Origin of the sequence: Delftia sp. CH05, from assembly GCF_009827015.1 — a bacterium.
Lineage (GTDB): Bacteria > Pseudomonadota > Gammaproteobacteria > Burkholderiales > Burkholderiaceae_C > Comamonas > Comamonas tsuruhatensis.
Genome location: NZ_WUMG01000003.1, coordinates 317,309 through 336,796 on the forward strand (window position 1 = coordinate 317,309; position 19,488 = coordinate 336,796).

Genomic DNA, 19,488 nt, shown 5'->3' on the forward strand with positions numbered 1-19,488 from the left:
CGCCGATGCTGGTCCATCTGCTGCGCCGGCTGGGCCAGTCCGCCCTGGTCCTGCTGGCCGTCTCCTTTGTCTCGTTCATGGTGTTCCGCCATATCGGCGATCCCACGATCAGCCTGCTGGGCGAGGACGCGACGGTTGCCGAGCGCGAGGCGCTGACGGAAAGCCTGGGCTTCAACAAGCCCGTGCCGCTGCAGTACCTGGCTTACGTGGGCAAGGTGCTGCAGGGAGACCTGGGCATCTCCTACCGGCTCAAGCGCCCCGTGACCGAGATCATTGCCGAGCGCCTGCCCGCCACGCTGGAGCTGGCGATGACGGCGGCGCTGTTCGCCCTGGTCATCGGCGTGGCGCTGGGCGTGTACACGGCCATACGGCGCGAGGGTTGGCTGAGCCGTTCGATCATGACGGTGTCGCTGGTGGGCGTGTCCCTGCCCACCTTCCTGATCGGCATCGCCCTGATCTACCTGTTTGCCGTGGAGCTGCGCTGGCTGCCGTCCTTCGGGCGCGGCGAGACGGTGAAGCTGGGCGGCTGGGAGACCGGGCTGCTGACGGCTTCGGGCTGGTCGGCGCTGATCCTGCCGGCCATCACGCTGGGCTTCTACAACATGACCCTGATCATGCGCCTGGTGCGCGCCGAGATGCTGGAGGTGCTGCGCGCCGACTACATGCGCTTCGGCCGTGCGCGCGGGCTGCGTGAGCGCGATCTGTACTTCGGCCATGCGCTGCGCAATACCCTGATTCCCGTGATCACCATTGCGGGCCTGCAGATCGGCTCGCTGATCGCCTTTGCCATCGTCACCGAGACCGTGTTCCAGTGGCCCGGCGTGGGCCTGCTGTTCATCTCCTCCATCCAGGGTGTGGACGTGCCGCTGATCGCCGCCTACCTGATGTTCATCGCGCTGCTGTACGTGGGCATCAACCTGCTCGTCGATTTCCTGTACGTGATTGTGGACCCCCGCTTGAGAAACCGATGACCGATTCCGCCAAACAAGCAATCCCTCCCACGGGCTGGCGCGCCAGCGACTCGCCGGTCAAGCGCGCGTTTGCACGCTCGCGCCTGGTGCAGGCGGCGGCGCTGGTGCTGGCGCTGATCGTGGCGGCCACGCTGCTGTCGCCCTGGCTGGCGTGGCAGAACCCCTTCGATCCGGCCAATCTGGACCTGATGGATGCCTTCACGCCGCCGGGCCAGGCGGGCACCAGCGGCACGCTGTACGCGCTGGGATCGGACGACCAGGGCCGCGATGTGTGGAGCGCCATCCTCTACGGGCTGCGCATGTCGGTGCTGGTGGGCGTGTCGGCCGTGGGGCTGTCCCTGCTGATCGGCGTGCCGCTGGGCCTGGTCTGCGGCTATGCGGGCGGCTGGTTCGACACGCTGATGATGCGCATCGCCGATGTACAGCTGACCTTTCCCGTGATCCTGGTGGCGCTGCTGGTCTTCGGCATCGCACGCGGCCTGCTGCCCGAGGGCTACCGCGACGACATGGCGGTCTTCGTGATCATCGTGGCCATCGGCCTGTCCGACTGGGTGCAGTACGCGCGCACCGTGCGCGGCGCGGTGATGGTGGAAAAGCACAAGGACTACGTGCTGGCGGCCCAGCTCATAGGCCGCAGCCGCGTGGCCATCCTGGTGCGCCACATCCTGCCCAACCTGCTGGCGCCCATCCTGGTCATCGCCACCATCAGCTTCGCGCATGCCATCGTGGCCGAGTCCACGCTGTCCTACCTGGGCGTGGGCCTGCCGCCCACCCAGCCTTCGCTGGGCACGCTGATCCGCATCGGCCAGGGCTTCCTGTTCTCGGGCGAGTGGTGGATATTGCTGTTCCCCTCGCTGGTGCTGCTGGCGCTGGCGCTGTCCGTCAACCTCGTCGGCGACTGGCTGCGCGACGCACTGAACCCCAAGCTGCAATGAGCACGACACAACAATCCGGGCAGCCCCCCGCACAGCCTGCGGTGCTGAGCGTTCGCGGCCTGTCCGTCACCTTCGACACCTACAAGGGCCCCGTGCAGGTGCTGGACGATGTGTCCTTCGACATTGCGCCCGGCGAGATCCTGGGCGTGGTCGGCGAGTCTGGCGCGGGCAAGTCCATGACGGGCGCCGCCGTGATCGGCCTGATCGAGCCGCCGGGCCGCATCTCGGCCGGCACGGTGCAGTTGCGCGGCGAGCGCATCGACACGCTGCGCGGCGAGGACCTGCGGCGCATACGCGGCCGGCGCATAGGCTCCATCTTCCAGGACCCGCTGACCAGCCTGAACCCGGTCTATACCGTGGGCCGGCACCTGGTGGAGACCATCCGCACGCACCTGCCCGTCTCCGAGAAGGAAGCCGAGGCACGCGCGCTGGCCCTGCTCGAAGAGGTGGAGATCCCGCAGGCGCGCGAGCGCATGGCCCAGTATCCGCACCAGTTCTCGGGCGGCATGCGCCAGCGCGTGGCCATTGCCTTGGCGCTGTGCGCCGAGCCCGAACTCATCATTGCCGACGAGCCCACCACGGCGCTGGACGTGTCCGTGCAGGCGCAGATCATTGCCCTGCTGCGCCGCGTGTGCAAGGAGCGCGGCGCGGCCGCCATGCTGATCACGCACGACATGGGCGTCATCGCCGAGACGGCCGACCGCGTCATGGTCATGTACCAGGGCCGCGTGCTGGAAACCGGCCCCGTGCGCCAGGTGCTGGACGCGCCGCAGCAGCCCTACACCCAGGTGCTGATGGGCGCCATTCCCAGCGTGCACCACCGCGTGCAGCGCCTGCCCGTGCCAGAGGTGGGCGGCGGCCCTGCCGCGCCCGCCGTGCCCTGGCAGCCCGGGGCCGGTGCGCAGGAGCCCGCGGCTGCCCTGCTGGAGGTCAGGGATCTGTGCAAGGAGTTCGACCTGTCCAGCGGCTGGCTGGCCCGGCTGCTGGCGCGCGAGGACAAAAAGATCCTCAAGGCCGCGGACGGCGTCGGCTTCTCCATCCGCAGGGGCTCCACCTTCGGCCTGGTCGGTGAGTCCGGCTCGGGCAAATCCACGGTGGCGCGCATGGTGGCCGGGCTGACGCCGCCCACCAGCGGCACCGTGCTGTTCGACGGCGTGGACAAGTGGAGCCCGGCCGCCCAGACCGTGGCCATGCGCCGGCGCTTCCAGATGATCTTCCAGGACCCGTATGCCAGCCTGAACCCGCGCTGGACCGTGCAGGAACTGATTGCCGAGCCCCTGCAGGTGCTGGCCCTGACTGCCGGCAAGGACGAGACGGCCGAGCGCGTGCAGGAGGCGCTGCGCCGCGTGCGCATGAAGCCCGATGATGCGCGCAAGTACCCGCACCAGTTCTCGGGCGGGCAGCGCCAGCGCATCGCCATCGCGCGCGCCCTGGCCAGCCGGCCCGAATTCATCATCTGCGACGAGCCCACCTCGGCGCTGGACGTCTCGGTCCAGGCCCAGGTGCTCAACCTCATGCGCGACCTGCAGGAGGAGTTCGGCCTGACCTATCTGCTCATCAGCCACAACCTGGCCGTGATCCGCCACATGTGCGACGACATCGGCGTCATGCAGCGCGGCCGCTTGGTCGAGACCGGCGAGGCCGGCGCCGTGCTCGATGCACCGCAGCATGCATACACGCGCGCGCTGATGGCTGCCGTGCCTGATATGGAGCATGTGCACTGAGGCACTGCTTCAAGCGCCATCACCATGCAAAAAAGGCCTGCGGATGCAGGCCTTTGCTTCTGAGGACACGATGGCTTACCGGGCGGGTGCTGGTGGCGTGGCCGGTGCTGCCTGCGCCGCAGGTGCCCCCTGGGCCGGCTGCTGCGCTGGCGCGCCACCCTGCTGCACCGGACCGATGGTGGTGCGCACCACGCGCGAGCCCTTGGGCGGGTTGGGGAAGCCGGTGAGCGCGGCGTCGAACAGGATGCCGAAGATGGCCGGGTCGTCGGTCCACACATCCTGGCGCTGGGCCGAGGTCTCGTAGACGATCTGCTGCGTGGTGGCGTTGCGCATCACGATGCTGACGGCGCGGTAGTACTCCAGCGGCGGGCCGTCGAACATGAAGCTGCCGCCAAAGCCCATGCCCCAGCCGCGCCCGTAGCCCAGGCCCCAACCCCAGCGCGGGCCGCCCCAGCGGTCGTAGTAGGGCCAGGCGGCGTAGTCGCGCGCATAGCGTGCGTCGGCGCCGATCTGCACGATCAGGCTGGCCCGGGAGTCGTCGCGCTGCAGGCCCACGCGGCCCAGTGCCTGCTGGGCCTGGGACTCGATGGCCGCGAAGTGCGTCTGCGCCTCGCGTTGCGAGGGCAGCACTTCCAGGCGGTAGGTGGGCGGCGCGGGCAGGGCGCCCAGCGTGGAATAGCTCTGGACGGTGCTCTGGACTTCGCGCACGCTGGCGCAGCCCGTAAGCAAGGCCGTGGCCACGATGGCCAGGACATGGATGCAGCGCAGCTTCATGGTGTACTCCTTGGTCGAAAAAAGGCCCGTTTGCACGGGCCTTGGTTGGAGTGGGGCGATTGTTATAGGTTCAGCCGTCAGGACGACAGTTGTACCACCTGCAGACCGGGCAGCGATGCGGACACTGGCATCTCTTCATGGTCGAAGGCCATGTCGCCGTTGGGGTCGGCAATGCCGGTGGCCTTGGCGTTCTTGAAGTCGTGCAGCTCGGGATCCATCATGTGCGTGGTCACGATGTGGCCCATGGCGCGGAACATGCTTTCCACGCGGCCCGGGAATTTCTTGTCCCACTCGCGCAGCAGCTCGCCCACGGCCACGCGCTGCAGGCCGTCCTGGCTGCCGCAGAGGTTGCAGGGGATGATGGGGAAGTTCTGGTACTGGGCCCAGCGCACGGTGTCCTTCTCGGGCACGTAGCACAGCGGGCGGATCACCACATGCTTGCCGTCGTCCGAGACCAGCTTCGGGGGCATGCCCTTCATGCGGCCGCCGTAGAACATGTTGAGCATCAGCGTCTGCACGATGTCGTCGCGGTGGTGGCCCAGGGCCACCTTGGTGCAGCCCAGCTCGTCGGCCACCTTGTACAGGATGGCGCGGCGCAGGCGCGAGCACAGGCCGCAGGTGGTCTTGCCCTCGGGCACGACGCGCTTGACCACGCTGTAGGTGTCCTGCGTTTCGATGTGGTAGTCCACGCCGATGCTCTTGAAGTACTCGGGCAGCACATGGTCGGGAAAGCCGGGCTGCTTCTGGTCGAGGTTCACGGCCACCAGCTCGAATTTGACGGGCGCGCGCTTTTGCAGCTTGCGCAGCACGTCCAGCATCGTGTAGCTGTCCTTGCCACCCGACATGCAGACCATGATCTTGTCGCCTTCCTCGATCATGTTGAAGTCGGTGATGGCGCGGCCCACCTCGCGGCACAGGCGCTTTTCGAGCTTGATCTGCTCGCGCTCGATCTTGATGCGGTTGCCGCCTGCGGTGTCTGCGGGGGCGTCGGCGGCGGCTTCTTCGGCCAGCCAGGGGTTGTCGGTCACTGCGTTCATGGGGTTCACCATTGTCCTGTCTCGACGCGAATGGCCACTTCGCAGTCGTCAAAAATTTCGAGCTTGGCGATCTTCACGCGCACGCCCATCACGCCGGGCAGCTGCATCAGGCGCTGGGCCAGCTTGCCGATCAGGCTCTCCAGCAGGTTCACATGCTCGGCCGTGCATTCATCGATGATGATCTGGCGCACCTTGCGGTAGTCCAGCACATGCAGGATGTCGTCGTCGCGCGGAGCCAGCGGTTGGGTGCCCAGGCTCAGCTCTGCATCGACCTGGATGGGCTGGGGCATCTGTTTTTCGTGGGCGAGGATGCCCAGGTTGGCGTCGAAACGCAAACCCGTGAGCGTCAGGATCTGTTGTCCGGTGGCGGAGTGCATGGGGAAAAGCCGTGGAGTGTGGGGATGGGCGCGGGCAGGCGCCTACATCATGGAAAAGTCGCGCTCGAAGCGCTGCAGGTGCTGGCCGCCATCGACCAGCAGCGTGGTGCCCGTGATGGACTGGTTGTCCAACGCAAAGCACACGGTGGCGGCCACGTCGGCCGCGCTGGACGAGCGGCCCAGCGGGCTGAGGCGGTGCAGGGCCTCGAAGCGCTCCTGGCTCAGCATGTGGCTGGTCAGCGTCAGGCCCGGGGCCACGCCGACCACGCGCACGCGCGGCGCCAGGGCCAGCGCCAGCATGGTGCCTGCGGCCTCAAGCGCTGCCTTGGACAGCGTGTAGCTGAGGAAATCGGGGTTCTGGTTCCAGAGCTTCTGGTCCAGCATGTTGATCACGGCGCCGCTGGCATGCTCCTCGCCGGCCGCGACGCGGTCCTCGATATGGGCATGCAGCGCCTGGGCCAGCAGGATGGGCGCGCCGGTGTTGCTGCGCAGGTGGGCTTCCAGGGCCACGTAGCTGAAGCTGCCGGCGTCGTCATGCTCGAACAGAGAGGCGTTGTTGACCACGGCGTCCAGGTGGCCGAAGTGCGCAACGGCACGCGGCACCAGGGAGCGCACCGAGTCCTCGTTGAAGAAATCGGCATCCAGGGCGGCGCTGTCGCCGGCCAGTTCAGCGCAGGTGGCGGCCGTCTCCAGCGCCTCGTCGTGGGAATCGCGGTAGTGCACGGCCACCTGCCAGCCGGCGCTGGCAAGCGCGAGCGCGATGTCGCGCCCCAGGCGGCGGGCCGCGCCGGTCACCAAAACTGTGCGTGTTCGGGCAGGTGTGGACATTCGAGGACAATGTACGGATCGTGACGACAGAACCCTCAATTTTAACGGCCGCCCTGCAAACCCGTATTGCGCAAGAGATTGCGTCCTCGGGCGGATGGCTGGCTTTCGACCGTTTCATGGCCCTGGCGCTGTACGAGCCGGGCCTGGGCTACTACGCCAATGACACCGCCAAGTTCGGGCTGATGCCATCGTCGGGCAGCGATTTCGTGACCGCGCCCGAGATGTCCCCTGTCTTCGGCCAGCTGCTGGCCGCCCAGGTGGCCGAGGCGCTGCAGCGCACGCACACCCGCGAAGTCTGGGAGTTTGGTGCCGGCACGGGCGCGCTGGCGCTGCAGGTGCTGGACGAGCTGGCGGCCCTGGGCGTGCGGCCGGACCGCTACACCATCGTCGATCTGTCGGGCACGCTGCGTGCGCGCCAGCAGCTCAGGCTGGTGAAGTACGAAGGACTGGTGCACTGGGCCGATGCCCTGCCCGAGCGGCTCGAAGGCGTGGTCATCGGCAACGAGGTGCTGGATGCCATGCCCGTGCAACTGCTGGTGCGCAAGGCAGGTGTCTGGCACGAGCGCGGCGTGGTGCTGCAGCCGGACGGCAGCCTGGGCTGGGAAGACAGGCCCACGCCACTGCGCCCGCCGATGGACATCGAGGGCGAGCACGATTACCTGACCGAAATCCACCCGCAGGGCGAGGCCTTCATTCGCACGCTGGGCGAGCGCATGGCGCGCGGCGCGGCATTTTTCATCGACTACGGCTTTGGCGAATCCGAGTATTTCCACCCGCAGCGCCACATGGGCACCCTGGTGTGCCACCGGCTGCACAAGGTGGACGACGATCCGCTGGCCGATGTCGGCCTCAAGGACATCACGGCCCATGTGAACTTCACGGGCACGGCCGTGGCCGCGCAGGAGGCCGGCTTCGAGGTGCTGGGCTATACCTCGCAGGCCCATTTCCTCATCAACTGCGGCCTGGGCCCCAAGCTCGACGCACTGGCCCAGGGCCCGCGCGTCATGGCCACCAAGCTGATGATGGAGCACGAGATGGGCGAGCTGTTCAAGGTCATCGGCCTGGCCAAGGGCGTGGAGCCCTGGGACGCCATGGGCTTTGTGCGCGGCGACCGCACGCACCGCCTGTAGCGGGCCGGGACCCGCCTGCCTCAGCGCTGGACGCTGCGGCCGTTGCTGACGTCGTGGACCGTCTGGTCCTTGAGGTTGATGCGGTAGATCTCGCGCGTGACGTTGCCAGAGATGCCCAGCTCCACGATGGACAGGTTCTCGAACGTGGTCGTGAGGCCGCCGGGCAGGATGCGGTTCAGGCGCGCGGCCGTCTCGCCCATGGCGCGCTCGATCTCGGGCGTGAAGGTGGCTTCGCTGTAGACCAGGGTGTTGTGCGGGTTGTGGCTGCGCACCTCCTTGCCGGCCTGCACCTGGTTGATGCCGCTGACACCCACGCTTTGCACCATGGCCTTGGCCGAGTCGTTCATGCGGGCATAGACGGGTCCCGTCACGCGCGGCAGCGGGCCGTCGCGCAGCGGCGCCATGGCGGCGGTGGCGCGGGTGTTGAAGTCCATCATGGCCTCGTAGGCCGGGCCGGACTTGACGATGCCCAGGTCCAGCCACCAGGGCTTGCCGGCCCCCTTGGCGGCCTCGGTGGTGTAGAAATTCTTCAGGTGAACGTCCTGCAGCACGGGCGGCAGCGCCGGCAGGGCCGCCAGCATCTTGCGCGGCGTGGAGGGATCGGCGCTGTGGATATGCACCACGGTGACATGGGGCAGGTTGAAGGTGTTGGCCTCGGCCACCAGCTTCAGGCGCAGCAACTGCTCGTGCACCACGGGTGCGACCTGGCTGTCCAGGATGGCCGTGGCATCGGCAGGCAGGCGGTAGACCAGGCCATAGGTGGCCTGGTGCGCGCGGAAGTCGCTGCGCTGCAGGGCGCTGTTGTCGATGGCGCCGGGTCGGGCTGCCGGCGCAGGTGCGCTGGCGCAGGCGGTCATCAGCAAGGCGGCGGGCAGGGCTGCGGCAAGAAGAAGGCGGCGGTTGCGTTGCATGGCGAATTCGTGGTGGTCGGCCTGGAGGCGATGAAGAGGGGGGGGGGACAGCGGCAATGTAGGCAGTCCATATGTCGTGTGCATGACGCGGTGTACTCTGTATGGCCCGGTCCCGCGCCGCCGTACACTCGGCGCCATGATCCGCTGGCTCCTCGTCATCTTCCTGGCCCTGCTGCTGTTCAATGGCCTGCACGCCTGGCTGGAACGCATAGGCCTGGGCCGCCTGCCGGGCGACTTCCGCTTTCGCCTGTTCGGCCGCGTGATTTTTCTGCCCATTGCCAGCACCGTGTTGCTCAGCGTGATTGCCGCCCTGATCGCCAAGCTGGTCTGAGCATGGCTTGAAGCATGGGCGCAGCGCCCGTATATGCATGCAATTGCCCCCATGACTCGCCAACAAGAGGTCGCCCATGTCCGACAAGCTGCATTTCGTCTGCCCCCATTGCCACACCACCAACCGCATTGCGGTCGATCAGCTGGGCAGCGCGCCTGATTGCGGCAGCTGCCATCAACCGCTGGTCACCGGCCAGCCCGTGGCGCTGGATGCGCAGAGCTTCGCCAGGCATGTGGGGCGCAGCCAGGTGCCCGTGGTGGTCGATTTCTGGGCCCCCTGGTGCGGCCCCTGCCGCATGATGGCGCCTGCCTTCGAGCAGGCGGCTCAGGCGCTGGCGCCCGGCGTGCAGCTGGCCAAGCTCGATACCGAAGCGCACCCCCACGCTGCCGCGCCCTGGAACATCCGCAGCATCCCGACCATGGTGGTGTTCAAGGAAGGACGCGAGATCGCCCGTGTCTCCGGCGCGCTGCCTGCCGGCGAGATCGTGCGCTGGGTGCGCTCGGTCGTCTGATGGTTGCCGGGCCACAAGGACCGGGCGCCTTCAGGCCCTTCCTCAGGCCTGCACTTCACCCGGCAGATAGAAGCAATAGCCGCTGTTGCGCAGCGTCTTGACAGGCAGCTGCTGGCCGCTGGCCTCTTGCACCTTGCGCCTCAGCCGGCGCATCTGGGTGTCCAGGCGGCGCTGGTCGTAGACCAGATAGTCTCCACCCAGCGCCTGCACGATCTGGCGGCGGCTGACGCTGGTCCCTGCCTTGCCCATCAGGCAGTGCAGCACCAGCAGGTCCTGGTGTGACAGCGCCACAGGGGGCGAAGCGGGGGGCTGCAGGCGGCTGGGGCCAAGCTGCAGCAGCCACGGCGCCTGGCGCTGCTGCAGGCCCAGGCGCCGCACCAGGGCGGCCAGGGTGGCTTCCAGCTCGTCGAGATCGCAGCCTTTGCCCAGGTAGTGGTCGGCGCCGATCTCCAGGCCGTCGATGCGGTTGGCGCTGCTGTTGAGCGCGCTGAAGACGATGATCCCCAGTTGCTGGCCCTGCTGGCGCAGGCGCTGGATCAGCGCCAGGCCGTTGCCGTCGGGCAGGCCGATGTCGATGATGGCCAGCCGGTGGCGCCGCGCATCGAAATGGCGGTCGAACTCCTGCAGGCTGGCCACGCACTGCGGTGCATAGCCCAGGGATTCGAGGAAGTCGCCCAGTTCATGGCGCAGCACGGGCTCGTCTTCGAGCAGGATCACATCAAGCATGGACTGGGAGGAGGGCAGGCGGGTGACAGCGCAGACAGCTGGTGTACGCTGGCGGCCCCGTGGTGGACTTCAGATGCGATATTACCGTGCAACCCTCATCGTGCTGGCCTGGCTGCTGTGCCCACTGCTGCTCCAGGCCCGGACCCTCTTGCTGGACCCCGATGTGCCCATGCAGGAGACCGCAGGGCAGTGGCAGCGGCTCGATGACGCTTCGGGCCTGCTCGATGTCCGGCAGGCCGACCTGGCGCCCGGGTGGAAGGCGATGCCAGGGCACCTGAACGCCAGCTTCACGCAGGCGGCGGTCTGGTTGCGCATGCCGCTGCAGGTGCAGCAGCCCGGCAGCTGGATGCTGTTGCTGGGCAATGCCCTGCTCGATGAGGTGGAGGTCCATGTGCGCCGGCCTGGCGACCCCTGGCAGCTGCTGGGGCGCAGTGGCGAAGAGATTTCGCGTCACGCCTGGCCGGTGGACTACCGCAGTCCCGCATTCCAGTTCGAACCTGCTGCCGCCGGGTCATACGAGTTGCTGGTGCGCCTGCGTGCGCGCAACGCGCTCGTCACCCGTATCGATCTGTGGCAGCGACTGGCGTTCGACAACCATACGCGGCGCGAGGCCCTCTCGTTCGGCCTGTACTTCGGGCTGTACCTGCTGTTGATTGGCGTGCAACTGGTGTTCTGGCTGGGCACGCGGGCTCCGGTGAGCGGCCTGTTTCTGGCCTATCTCAGCGTCTGCGTGCTCAATGAGGTGGTATCGCTGGGGCTGGTGCAGCAGTTGACGGGCCTGCCGGGTTTCTGGAGCGACCGCCTGCTGGGATGCGGCATTGCCGGCGCCCTGGCGATCTCCATGCAACTGGCCTGCAGGCAGTTGGAGCTGGCATCGCTGTATCCGCGGCTGGTGCGCCAGATCGTGCCGCTGCTGTGGCTGTTCAGCCTGTGCTGCATGCTGTTGGTGGTGTCGGGGCACTACTCGGCGGGCATGGTCCCGGTGCAGGCCATGACCCTGCCGCTGACCGTGGGCTTTCTCGCATTCGCCCTTTGGCTGTGGCGGCGCGGCCACGCCCCGGCACGGTTCTTCATGCTGGCGTTCGGCATCTTCTATGCCGGCGTGCTGATCTCTTTCCTGCGCAACCTGGGCTGGCTGCCCATGAACGCGCTGACCGCGCTTGTGTCCACGCATGCGTCCGCGCTGGGCACCATGGCGCACATGCTGCTGCTCAGTGGCTGGATCATCGGCGGATACGAGCGCAGGCGCCGCATTCGAGAGCGCGAGCAGGTCCGGCTGGAGGCGGAACTGCGGCAGCGACAGTTGCGCGAAAGCGAACTCAGCGAGGCGCTGGCGCTGGAGCGCAGGGTGCGCCAGGAGCAGCGCGACTTTGTCGCCATGGTCTCGCACGAGCTGCGCACGCCGCTGGCCATCATCCTGACCAGTGCGCAGCAACTGGCGCGCAACCTGGCGGCACCGCCCGACAAGACGCTGGCACGCAGCCGCAACATCCGCGAAGCCGCCCAGCGCCTGCTGGCCCTGGTGGACGACTGCCTGGCCGACGACCGCATGGCCGATCCCCAGCCCCATGCCGAGCCACGCCTGCAGCCCTGCGACCTGCATGCGCTGGTGGATGGCTTGTGCCTGGACTTTGCGCCCGGCCGCATCGTCTGCCAACTGGGCGGGGGCACGCAGCAATTGATCACCGATGCCGGCCTGCTGCGCATCGCGCTGCGCAATCTGCTGGCCAATGCAGACCGCCACACGCCCGAGGGCGAATCGGTCCGCCTGGACGTGACCAGGCAGGGCGAGGGTCTGGAGATCCAGGTCTCGAATCCGGCAGAGCCCATTGCCCAGGCGGACCAGGACCAGTTGTTCGAAAGGTATTACCGTGGCCGCAACGCCCAGCACCGGCCCGGCGCCGGGCTGGGGCTGTACCTGGTGCGGCGCATCGCCGAGCGGCTGGGCGGCAGCGTGGCCTTGTTGACGGCAGGAGGCGAGCAGCCCGTGTGCCTGCGACTGGTCCTGCCCGTGGCGCGAGCCTGATTCCCGTGTGTAGCGGCCTTTGCGCTCAGGCCGCCTGCGCCAGCCAATCTGCCACGGCCTGTGCGCGCGCCGCCTGCACGGCTTCGCCGATGGCCTTGCCCTGCTTGCCGCGCGCAGCGGCCTGGGCGGCGATGTCAGAGGTGGAGACGGACAGCGCTGCGGCCAGCGCTTCGCGCAGGCGGGCACGCTGGGGATAGAGCCGGTCTTCGAAACCCAGTCTTCCGCGTGCATCGCACTCACAGGCCATGAGCGCCTGCTCGAAGCGCGCGGGCTTGCGGATGGCGTCGCAGCGCTCCAGCAGGCGGACGATGGCGGCGCCGTTGAGTTCGCCGCTGCGGTGGATGTTGCCGTGCTCGCGCGCCACCATGTCGCCCAGTTCGCGGCAGTCCGTGGGCACGCGCAGACGCTCGCCCACTTTCTCGGCCAGCCGGGCGCTGCGCTGCTCATGGCCTATGTGGCGCGGCAGCACATCGGCCGGCGTCGTTCCCTTGCCCAGGTCGTGCACCAGGCAGGCGTATCGCACGGGCAGGGGGGCGTCGAGCTGTGCGGCCATGTCCAGCACCATCATGGCGTGCACGCCGGTATCGACCTCGGGGTGGTACTCGGCGCGCTGGGGTACGCCCCACAGCCGTTCCAGCTCGGGCAGCAGCACGGACAGCGCACCGCACTCGCGCAGCAGCTCGAACATGCGCGAGGGACGGCGCTCCATCAGGCCACGGCTGATCTCCTGCCAGACGCGTTCGGGCACCAGGGCATCCACCTCGCCGGCGGCCACCATCTCCCGCATCAGGGCCATGGTTTCCGGCGCCACCGTGAATTCGTGGAAACGTGCCGCGAAGCGCGCCACGCGCAGGATGCGCACCGGGTCTTCGCGGAAGGCCCCGGTCACATGGCGCAGCACCCGAGCCTGAAGATCGGCCTGGCCGTGGTAGGGATCGGTGATGGCGCTTTCACCATCCCAGTCCGCAGGAGCGGCCATGGCGTTGATGGTCAGGTCGCGCCGGGCCAGATCCTGCTCCAGCGTGACATCGGGCGCCGCCTGCACGACGAAACCCCGGTACCCCAGGCCGCTCTTGCGCTCGGTACGCGCCAGCGCGTATTCCTCGTGCGTCTCGGGATGGAGGAAGACCGGGAAGTCCCGCCCCACAGGCAGAAAGCCGCGCGCGGACATTTGTTCGGGCGTGGCGCCGACCACCACCCAGTCGCGGTCATGCACGGCCCGCCCCAAAAGACGGTCGCGCACCGCGCCGCCCACCATGTACACCTGAAATTCGCTCATGCCGCAATGGTAGGGCCTGGGCGGTGACATGATGGCGGGCTGCCTCCACGCACCGATGGAGTGCCGAGCGCATGGTTTCTTTCGGATTCTGTCTGGAGACACACTCAAGGAGCACCAGCCGGATGGCCGCTGCACTGCCTCCGCAACCGCGGCATTGCGCAGGCCGCGCCCACCCCAGCGCAGCAGTGCTCCGACTTTTGCTGGCGCGCCGCTCAGCCGGCCGCAGGCGCGCTGCGGTAGGGTTCCTCGAACGGCCGGAAATCGTGCTCGGCCAGTGCGCCCTGCACCCAGTCCTGCACGCCCGGCAAGGCGCGCACGCGGCGCACGTAGGCGTCGATGGCCGGGGCCAGCGGCAGCTCGTAGGTCGTCAGGCGCATGCACACGGGCGCGAAAAAGGCATCGACGATGCTGAACTGGTCATACAGCATGGGGCCGCTGGCCGTGGACAGCAGCGGCTGCCACAGCTCGGACAGGTGCTGGACATCGTCGCGCAGGTCCGCGCGCTCGGCCCACAGCCGCGCGCCGACCTCGGGCAACTGGGCCTCGATGTTCATGGGGCACAGCGAGCGCAGCGCGCCGAAGCCGCTGTGCATCTCGGCACAGAGGCTGCGCGCGCGGGCGCGGTTCAGGGCCAGGGTCGGCCACAGGTGTTTTTCAGGGAATTTCTCGGCCAGGTACTCGCAGATGGCCAGGCTGTCCCAGATGGCCATGCCTTCGTCCATGAGCACGGGCACGCGGCCCGAGGGAGACAGCGCGCGGGCGCGCTGCTTGAAGGCGGACTGCTCGTCGAAGCTGTCAAAGCGCAGCATGACTTCTTCGAAAGCAATGCCGGCCTGGCGCATCAGCACCCAGGGGCGCATGGACCAGGATGAGTAATTCTTGTTGCCGATATAGAGCGTGAGCATGGCCGCAACCTCCGCGATAGGCCCTACAGCTTAGCAAGCATGGCAGGAAAACCCATGTAGGAGCCGGGCGCTGCCTGGGCGCGCTCTAATGCGTGCCATGCAAAACGATAGCTCTTCCCCCCAGGCGCCAGCGGGGCGCCACACGGCTGCGCTGGTCCTGTTTTCCGGCGGCCAGGATTCGACCACCTGCCTGGCGCAGGCACTGTCGCTGTACGAGCGCGTCGAGACCCTGGGTTTCGACTACGGCCAGCGCCACAGCGTGGAAATGCAGGTCCGCCAGCAGGTGCGCGAGCGGCTGGCCAGGGACTTTCCCGAATGGGCACCGCGCCTGGGTGACGACCATGTCCTCTCGCTGGACGTGCTGCAGCAGATCGGCGGCTCCTCCCTGACCGAGGACGTGGCCTTCGCCATGCAGGCCGACGGCCTGCCCAACACCTTCGTGCCCGGCCGCAACCTGCTGTTCCTGACCCTGGCCGGCGCGCTGGCCTACCGTCGCGGCCTGTCGGTCATCGTCACCGGCGTCTGCGAAACCGACTACTCCGGCTACCCCGACTGCCGTGACGACACCATGAAGGCCATGCAGCTCGCCCTGAACCTGGGCCTGGAGCGGCGCCTGCGCATCGAAACCCCGCTCATGTGGATAGACAAGGCCCAGACCTGGCAAATGGCCCACGACCTGGGGGGCGACACCCTGGTGGACCTCATCCAGCGCGACACCCACACCTGCTACCAGGGCACGCGCGAGACGCTGCACGACTGGGGCTACGGCTGCGGAACCTGCCCCGCCTGCGACCTGCGAGCCCGCGGCTGGCATCAATGGCAGGCGCAGCGCGAGACAGCAAACTAAAGAAGCACAGCGCTAGAAACCGGCGCGGCCAAAAGCGAGGGACACCGAGCAAGGGCCGCCCCGCAGTGAGGGTGTCGTCCCCCTCCCCCGCGAAGCGGGCAGAGAGGGGGAATGCGCGCAGCGCCTCAGGGGGTGCTTGTTCTACACCGGCCAGACGACTCCGTGGTCGTTCAAGATGGCGTCCAGCGGCAGGTCATGCGGCTCGGGCTCGAACTCGTCCACATAGCCGCAGCCGTAGCCCAGGCCCACGGTGAAGGGCCTGGGCTGCAGCTCGGCCAGGGTGCGGTCGTAGAAACCGCCGCCATAGCCCAGGCGGTAGCCACCGGCCGCGTAGCCCACGCAGGGCACGAACAGCAGGGTGGGGGTGAGGGTTTCGGTGTCCTTGGGCTTGGGGATGCCATAGGCGTCCTCTTCCATGGGACAGCCCGGGTACCAGGCGTGAAAGCTGAGTGTCTTACGCTGCTTGTCGATCACCGGCAATCCGATGCGGCGTCTTTGTGGGGTACCCTGTAGCTCGCCATCTTCCTTCCACCGGTGAAGCGCTGGCAGCGGGTCGAACTCCCCCTTGATCGGCCAATAGGCGCCGATGATGCTGTCGGGCCGCTGTATCAGCCAAAAGCGCATGACCTGCTGCAGCGCGTCGGCGCGCTGCAATCGGTCGGGAAGGTTGAGGCGCTGGTCTATCAAGCTGCGGCGCAGGGCTGCTTTGTCCATCAGATAATTTCCTCCATGCACTGGCTGAAGATTTTGACACCGCTTCTGGCGGCTTCCCTCTGGACCACCGCAGCCACGCCTGCGCTGGCGCAAAACCGTGGCGACGACGTCCTGCTGGAAATGCAGCAGGCCTTTCGCAAGGGCGACAAGGCCAAGCTCACGCAGCTGCTGCCTTCTGCGCGTGGCCATGTGCTCGAACCTTGGGCCGCCTATTGGGAACTCAAGGCCCGGCTGGAAGAAGCCAGTGCCGACGAGATTCTGGGGTTTTTCAAGCGCTGGCCCGGCACCTACCAGGAAGACCGGCTGCGCAATGACTGGCTGCTGCTGCTGGGGCAGCGGCGCGACTGGGGCATGTTCGATCAGGTGCACGGGGCGTTTCGCATGCGCGATGACCGTTCCGTCAACTGCTATGCCCTGCTGATCGACAACCTCAAGGGCCAGCCTGCCGCCAATCTTGGCCAGCAGGTGCGCGACCTGTGGTGGGCCCAGCGCGACGCCGACGACGGCTGCACCTATGCTGCCGGCGAGCTGTACGCAGCCAAGCAGATCAGCGAGCCCGAAGTCTGGCGCAAGGCACGCCAGTCGGCCGAGGCCAATCGCCAGAAGGCCACGCGCGATGCCGTGGCCATCGTCGCGCCCGAGGCCCTGCCCCAGGTGGCGCAGGTGTTCGCCTCGCCGGCGAAATACCTTGCCGGGCAGACGCGCGTGCGCGGTGCCGTGCCCAAGGAACTGGCGCTGCTGGCGCTGATCCGCATGGCGTCCAGCGACCCGGCGGCGGCGGCCACCCAGCTGGAAGGCGGCTGGGGTGCCCGGCTGACGGCCGAAGAGAACAACTGGGCCTGGGGCGTGATCGGCAAGCAGGCCGCGCTCAAGCTGCAGCCCGAGGCTGCGGCCTATTTCGGCAAGGTGCGCAAGGACGGTGATCTCAGCGACGAACTGCTGGGTTGGAAGGTGCGTGCCGCGTTGCGTGCAGGCGACTGGCGCACGGTGCGCCGCGCCATCGACGCCATGGGGCCTGAGCGCACCGAACACACATGGACCTACTGGAAGGCGCGCGCCCTGCTGTCGGGCCGCCCCAGCGAGCAGGAGCGCTCCGAGGCGCGCCAGCTGCTGGAGGACATGGCCGGCCCCGGCAGTTTCTACGAACAGCTGGCGCTGGAGGACATCGGCCAGCGCGTGACGGCCCCACCGCCGCCTGCGCCGCCCACGGCACAGGAGAAGGCCGCCGCCCGCGCCAACCCCAGTCTGGTGCGCGGCCTCTACGCCATCCAGAACGGCCTGCGCAGCGAAGGCGTGCGTGAATGGAACTACGCCACCAACCTGCACCAGGCCGGCGGCATGAACGACCGCGAACTGCTGGCTGCCGCCGACCTGGCCTGCCAGCAGCAGGTCTGGGACCGCTGCATCAACACCAGCGAGCGCACGCGCAGCTTTGCCGACTGGAGCCAGCGCTTTCCCATGCCCTTCCACGACACGGTGCTGGCGCGCTCGCGCTCCATCGGGCTGGACCCTGCCTATGTCTATGGACTGATCCGCCAGGAAAGCCGCTTCATCATGGATGCGCGCTCGGGCGTAGGCGCCTCGGGCCTGATGCAGGTCATGCCGGCCACGGCCCGGTGGACGGCGCGCAAGATCGGCATGACGGACTTTTCCCCGTCCATGATCAATGACCGCGATGTGAATATCACCATAGGCACCGCCTATCTGAAGCTGGCGCTGGACGATTTCGACGGCTCCATGGCGCTGGCTGCGGCCGGCTACAACGCCGGCCCCGGCCGCCCGCGCAACTGGCGCAACGGCCCGGTGCTCGACGCCGCCATCTGGGCCGAGAACGTGCCCTTCACCGAGACGCGCGACTATGTGAAGAAGGTGCTGTCCAACACCACCAACTACGCGGCGCTGATCACGGGCCAGCCCCAGTCGCTCAAGAGCCGCCTGGGCACCATCGGCCCGCGTGATGCGGCCACGCCCGACCCCAGCAAGGACCTGCCCTGAGCCGCACTTGACATTCCTGCGGGGTGCGGCGATGCCTGTCGGCGCTACACTTGGTTACCGACTGGCGGGCCGCATGCCGCGGCCCCGGATACCGCAGGGGTTTCAAGAATGACAACAACAGGGAGCCGCGCGGCCTGGGTCGCGCTGGGTCTTGCATGGGCGTGCACGGCGGCAGCGCAGCCCGTCTACAAATGGGTGGATGCCGAAGGGCGCACGCACTACGGTTCGCAGCTGCCCGTCGACCAGGCCGATGCCGGCCAGATCAAGGTCTCGCCCAATGGCAGCTCGGGCGCAGGCTCGGGCCGGTTTGGCGAAGAGCGCAATCCCGACGGCACGAAGAAGCTGCCCAAGCAGGTGCGCGAGCTGGCGGACGGCGTGGCCAAGGGCCTGAGCAAGGTCGATTCCAAGGAGGTGCCGCTGAACTGCGCCGCCGCCGTGGACAACATCCGCAGCCAGGTGGACACCATGGTCGAGAACGGCCAGAAGAACCTCAAGGGCGGCTACATCACGCAGGCGCAGTTCGATGCGACCGCGGGCAAGTTCCGCGAGGCGCGCACGCACGCCACCGTGGCCGATTGCCAGGCCTCCACGGGCCGCTCCAAGGCCATGTACCAGTGCATGTCCAACAGCTACAACCACCTGATCGGCTGCGCGGAAAAGCACAAGCCCTGAAGGGATCCGATCCCTCAGGTCTCCGCCCACATGCGCAGCAGGTTGTGATATTGGCCCGCGAGGCTGAGGGTTTCATCGGTCTCGCCCAGCTTCTCGCGCAGGCGCTGGATGGTCTGGTCCATCTCGAACAGCATGGCCCGGCGTGTGTCGTCGCGCACCATGCTTTGCGCCCAGAAGAAGGCGCACACGCGCTCGCCCCGGGTGACGGGCTCCACGCGGTGCAGGCTGGTAGAGGGATAGAGGATCAGGTCGCCGGCCGGCAGCTTGACCTCGTGCGTGCCGTAGGTGTCCACCACGACCAGCTCGCCGCCATCGTAGTCCTCGGGATCGCAGAGGAAGAGGGTGCAGGACACATCGGTGCGCATCCACTGCTGCGCGCCTGGCAGGCGCCGTGCCGCACCGTCCACGTGCAGGCCATAGGTTTCACTGTCCGCATAGCGGTTGAACAGCGGCGACATGGTGCGCGCGGGCAGGGCGGCACTGAAGTACAGCGCATTGGCCGCCAGCGCCTGCTCGATGGTGCGGCCCTGCTCCAGTGCCACGGGCGAGTCTTCGGACAACTGGCGGTTGCGCTTGACCCGGGCGCCTTGGCTGCCCGCCGTGGCACGGCCATCCACCCAGTCGGCGGCGTCGATGGCTGTGCGGATCGCAGTGACCTGCTGGTGCGTGAGCACGTCGGGAATGTGCAGCATCATGGTGCGGGTCCTCCTCGCATGGAAAAAGCCCCGGCGGGGCCGGGGCGGTACTGGGATTGTCGGCGTTCTGCGCGCGGCGAGGCCGGCGCGGCCGCCCGTC

General features: G+C 67.9%; 20 protein-coding genes. 10 read left to right on the forward strand and 10 right to left on the reverse strand.

The features are described 5' to 3' along the window. The first annotated feature begins 5 nt into the window (after window positions 1-5). The 3 genes from GRX31_RS04965 to GRX31_RS04975 are packed head-to-tail and all read left to right on the forward strand — an operon-like array spanning window position 6 to window position 3,630. Window positions 6-971, forward strand: coding sequence for an ABC transporter permease (locus GRX31_RS04965; RefSeq protein ID WP_016446522.1), 966 nt, complete (start codon window positions 6-8; stop codon window positions 969-971). Further along, window positions 968-1,906 (forward strand): ABC transporter permease, encoded by a 939-nt coding sequence (locus tag GRX31_RS04970; protein ID WP_012203172.1) that lies wholly within the window; start codon window positions 968-970, stop codon window positions 1,904-1,906. The genes GRX31_RS04965 and GRX31_RS04970 overlap by 4 nt, the downstream gene beginning before the upstream one ends. Continuing rightward, on the forward strand, window positions 1,903-3,630 hold the full coding sequence (locus GRX31_RS04975; protein ID WP_160851736.1) for a dipeptide ABC transporter ATP-binding protein: 1,728 nt from the start codon (window positions 1,903-1,905) through the stop codon (window positions 3,628-3,630). Before GRX31_RS04970 ends, GRX31_RS04975 begins: the two co-directional genes overlap by 4 nt. A gap of 75 nt (window positions 3,631-3,705) precedes the next feature. On the opposite strand, the gene GRX31_RS04980 is transcribed toward GRX31_RS04975, so the two are convergent. From GRX31_RS04980 to GRX31_RS04995, 4 genes are all read right to left on the reverse strand, one after another. Next, window positions 3,706-4,404, reverse strand: coding sequence for a DUF4136 domain-containing protein (locus tag GRX31_RS04980; protein ID WP_016451861.1), 699 nt, complete (start codon window positions 4,402-4,404; stop codon window positions 3,706-3,708). Between the two features lie 77 nt (window positions 4,405-4,481). Continuing rightward, window positions 4,482-5,453, reverse strand: a complete 972-nt coding sequence (ttcA, locus tag GRX31_RS04985; protein WP_016446517.1) for a tRNA 2-thiocytidine(32) synthetase TtcA — start codon at window positions 5,451-5,453, stop codon at window positions 4,482-4,484. Continuing rightward, window positions 5,447-5,818 (reverse strand): dihydroneopterin aldolase, encoded by a 372-nt coding sequence (locus GRX31_RS04990; RefSeq protein WP_160851737.1) that lies wholly within the window; start codon window positions 5,816-5,818, stop codon window positions 5,447-5,449. The genes ttcA and GRX31_RS04990 overlap by 7 nt, the downstream gene beginning before the upstream one ends. Window positions 5,819-5,860: 42 nt before the next feature. Beyond that, window positions 5,861-6,646 carry an SDR family oxidoreductase gene (locus GRX31_RS04995; RefSeq protein ID WP_026062653.1) on the reverse strand — a complete coding sequence of 262 codons (786 nt, stop codon included), beginning with the start codon at window positions 6,644-6,646 and terminating at the stop codon, window positions 5,861-5,863. A gap of 116 nt (window positions 6,647-6,762) precedes the next feature. Between GRX31_RS04995 and GRX31_RS05000 the strand changes: the two genes are divergently transcribed. Further along, window positions 6,763-7,776, forward strand: coding sequence for a class I SAM-dependent methyltransferase (locus GRX31_RS05000; protein ID WP_160851759.1), 1,014 nt, complete (start codon window positions 6,763-6,765; stop codon window positions 7,774-7,776). A 20-nt stretch (window positions 7,777-7,796) separates the two neighbouring features. On the opposite strand, the gene GRX31_RS05005 is transcribed toward GRX31_RS05000, so the two are convergent. Then, window positions 7,797-8,687 carry a hypothetical protein gene (locus GRX31_RS05005; protein WP_160851739.1) on the reverse strand — a complete coding sequence of 297 codons (891 nt, stop codon included), beginning with the start codon at window positions 8,685-8,687 and terminating at the stop codon, window positions 7,797-7,799. Window positions 8,688-8,823: 136 nt separating this feature from the next. On the opposite strand from GRX31_RS05005, the gene GRX31_RS05010 reads away from it, so the two are divergent. Both GRX31_RS05010 and trxC read left to right on the forward strand, forming a co-directional pair. Continuing rightward, complete coding sequence (locus tag GRX31_RS05010) at window positions 8,824-9,018, forward strand: DUF2905 domain-containing protein (protein ID WP_012203183.1); 195 nt, start codon at window positions 8,824-8,826, stop codon at window positions 9,016-9,018. 76 nt (window positions 9,019-9,094) lie between these two features. After that, complete coding sequence (trxC, locus tag GRX31_RS05015; RefSeq protein WP_016451857.1) at window positions 9,095-9,529, forward strand: thioredoxin TrxC; 435 nt, start codon at window positions 9,095-9,097, stop codon at window positions 9,527-9,529. Between the two features lie 42 nt (window positions 9,530-9,571). Here the strand turns inward: trxC and GRX31_RS05020 are convergent, their stop codons facing one another. Further along, a complete protein-coding gene (locus GRX31_RS05020; RefSeq protein ID WP_047471726.1) occupies window positions 9,572-10,255 on the reverse strand; it encodes a response regulator transcription factor in 684 nt (227 codons plus the stop codon). A 73-nt stretch (window positions 10,256-10,328) separates the two neighbouring features. Between GRX31_RS05020 and GRX31_RS05025 the strand changes: the two genes are divergently transcribed. Next, complete coding sequence (locus tag GRX31_RS05025; protein ID WP_160851741.1) at window positions 10,329-12,281, forward strand: sensor histidine kinase; 1,953 nt, start codon at window positions 10,329-10,331, stop codon at window positions 12,279-12,281. 25 nt (window positions 12,282-12,306) lie between these two features. Here GRX31_RS05025 and GRX31_RS05030 read toward each other — a convergent pair whose 3' ends face one another. After that, on the reverse strand, window positions 12,307-13,560 hold the full coding sequence (locus tag GRX31_RS05030; RefSeq protein ID WP_160851743.1) for a multifunctional CCA addition/repair protein: 1,254 nt from the start codon (window positions 13,558-13,560) through the stop codon (window positions 12,307-12,309). Between the two features lie 212 nt (window positions 13,561-13,772). Then, window positions 13,773-14,465, reverse strand: a complete 693-nt coding sequence (locus tag GRX31_RS05035; protein WP_016446508.1) for a glutathione S-transferase family protein — start codon at window positions 14,463-14,465, stop codon at window positions 13,773-13,775. Between the two features lie 88 nt (window positions 14,466-14,553). Here GRX31_RS05035 and queC point away from each other — a divergent pair, with 88 nt between their 5' ends. Beyond that, entirely contained in the window at window positions 14,554-15,312 is a 759-nt protein-coding gene (queC, locus tag GRX31_RS05040) for a 7-cyano-7-deazaguanine synthase QueC (RefSeq protein WP_017406441.1), read from the forward strand. A 141-nt stretch (window positions 15,313-15,453) separates the two neighbouring features. On the opposite strand, the gene GRX31_RS05045 is transcribed toward queC, so the two are convergent. Next, the gene (locus GRX31_RS05045; RefSeq protein ID WP_016446506.1) at window positions 15,454-16,026 is read right to left on the reverse strand and encodes a 5-formyltetrahydrofolate cyclo-ligase; all 573 of its coding nucleotides are present in this window, start codon (window positions 16,024-16,026) and stop codon (window positions 15,454-15,456) included. 15 nt (window positions 16,027-16,041) lie between these two features. Here GRX31_RS05045 and GRX31_RS05050 point away from each other — a divergent pair, with 15 nt between their 5' ends. Both GRX31_RS05050 and GRX31_RS05055 read left to right on the forward strand, forming a co-directional pair. Beyond that, window positions 16,042-18,021 carry a lytic transglycosylase domain-containing protein gene (locus tag GRX31_RS05050; protein ID WP_016446505.1) on the forward strand — a complete coding sequence of 660 codons (1,980 nt, stop codon included), beginning with the start codon at window positions 16,042-16,044 and terminating at the stop codon, window positions 18,019-18,021. 108 nt (window positions 18,022-18,129) lie between these two features. Then, entirely contained in the window at window positions 18,130-18,693 is a 564-nt protein-coding gene (locus GRX31_RS05055) for a DUF4124 domain-containing protein (RefSeq protein WP_047217751.1), read from the forward strand. Between the two features lie 14 nt (window positions 18,694-18,707). On the opposite strand, the gene GRX31_RS05060 is transcribed toward GRX31_RS05055, so the two are convergent. Next, complete coding sequence (locus GRX31_RS05060; RefSeq protein ID WP_160851744.1) at window positions 18,708-19,388, reverse strand: Fe2+-dependent dioxygenase; 681 nt, start codon at window positions 19,386-19,388, stop codon at window positions 18,708-18,710. Between the last annotated feature and the right edge of the window lie 100 nt (window positions 19,389-19,488).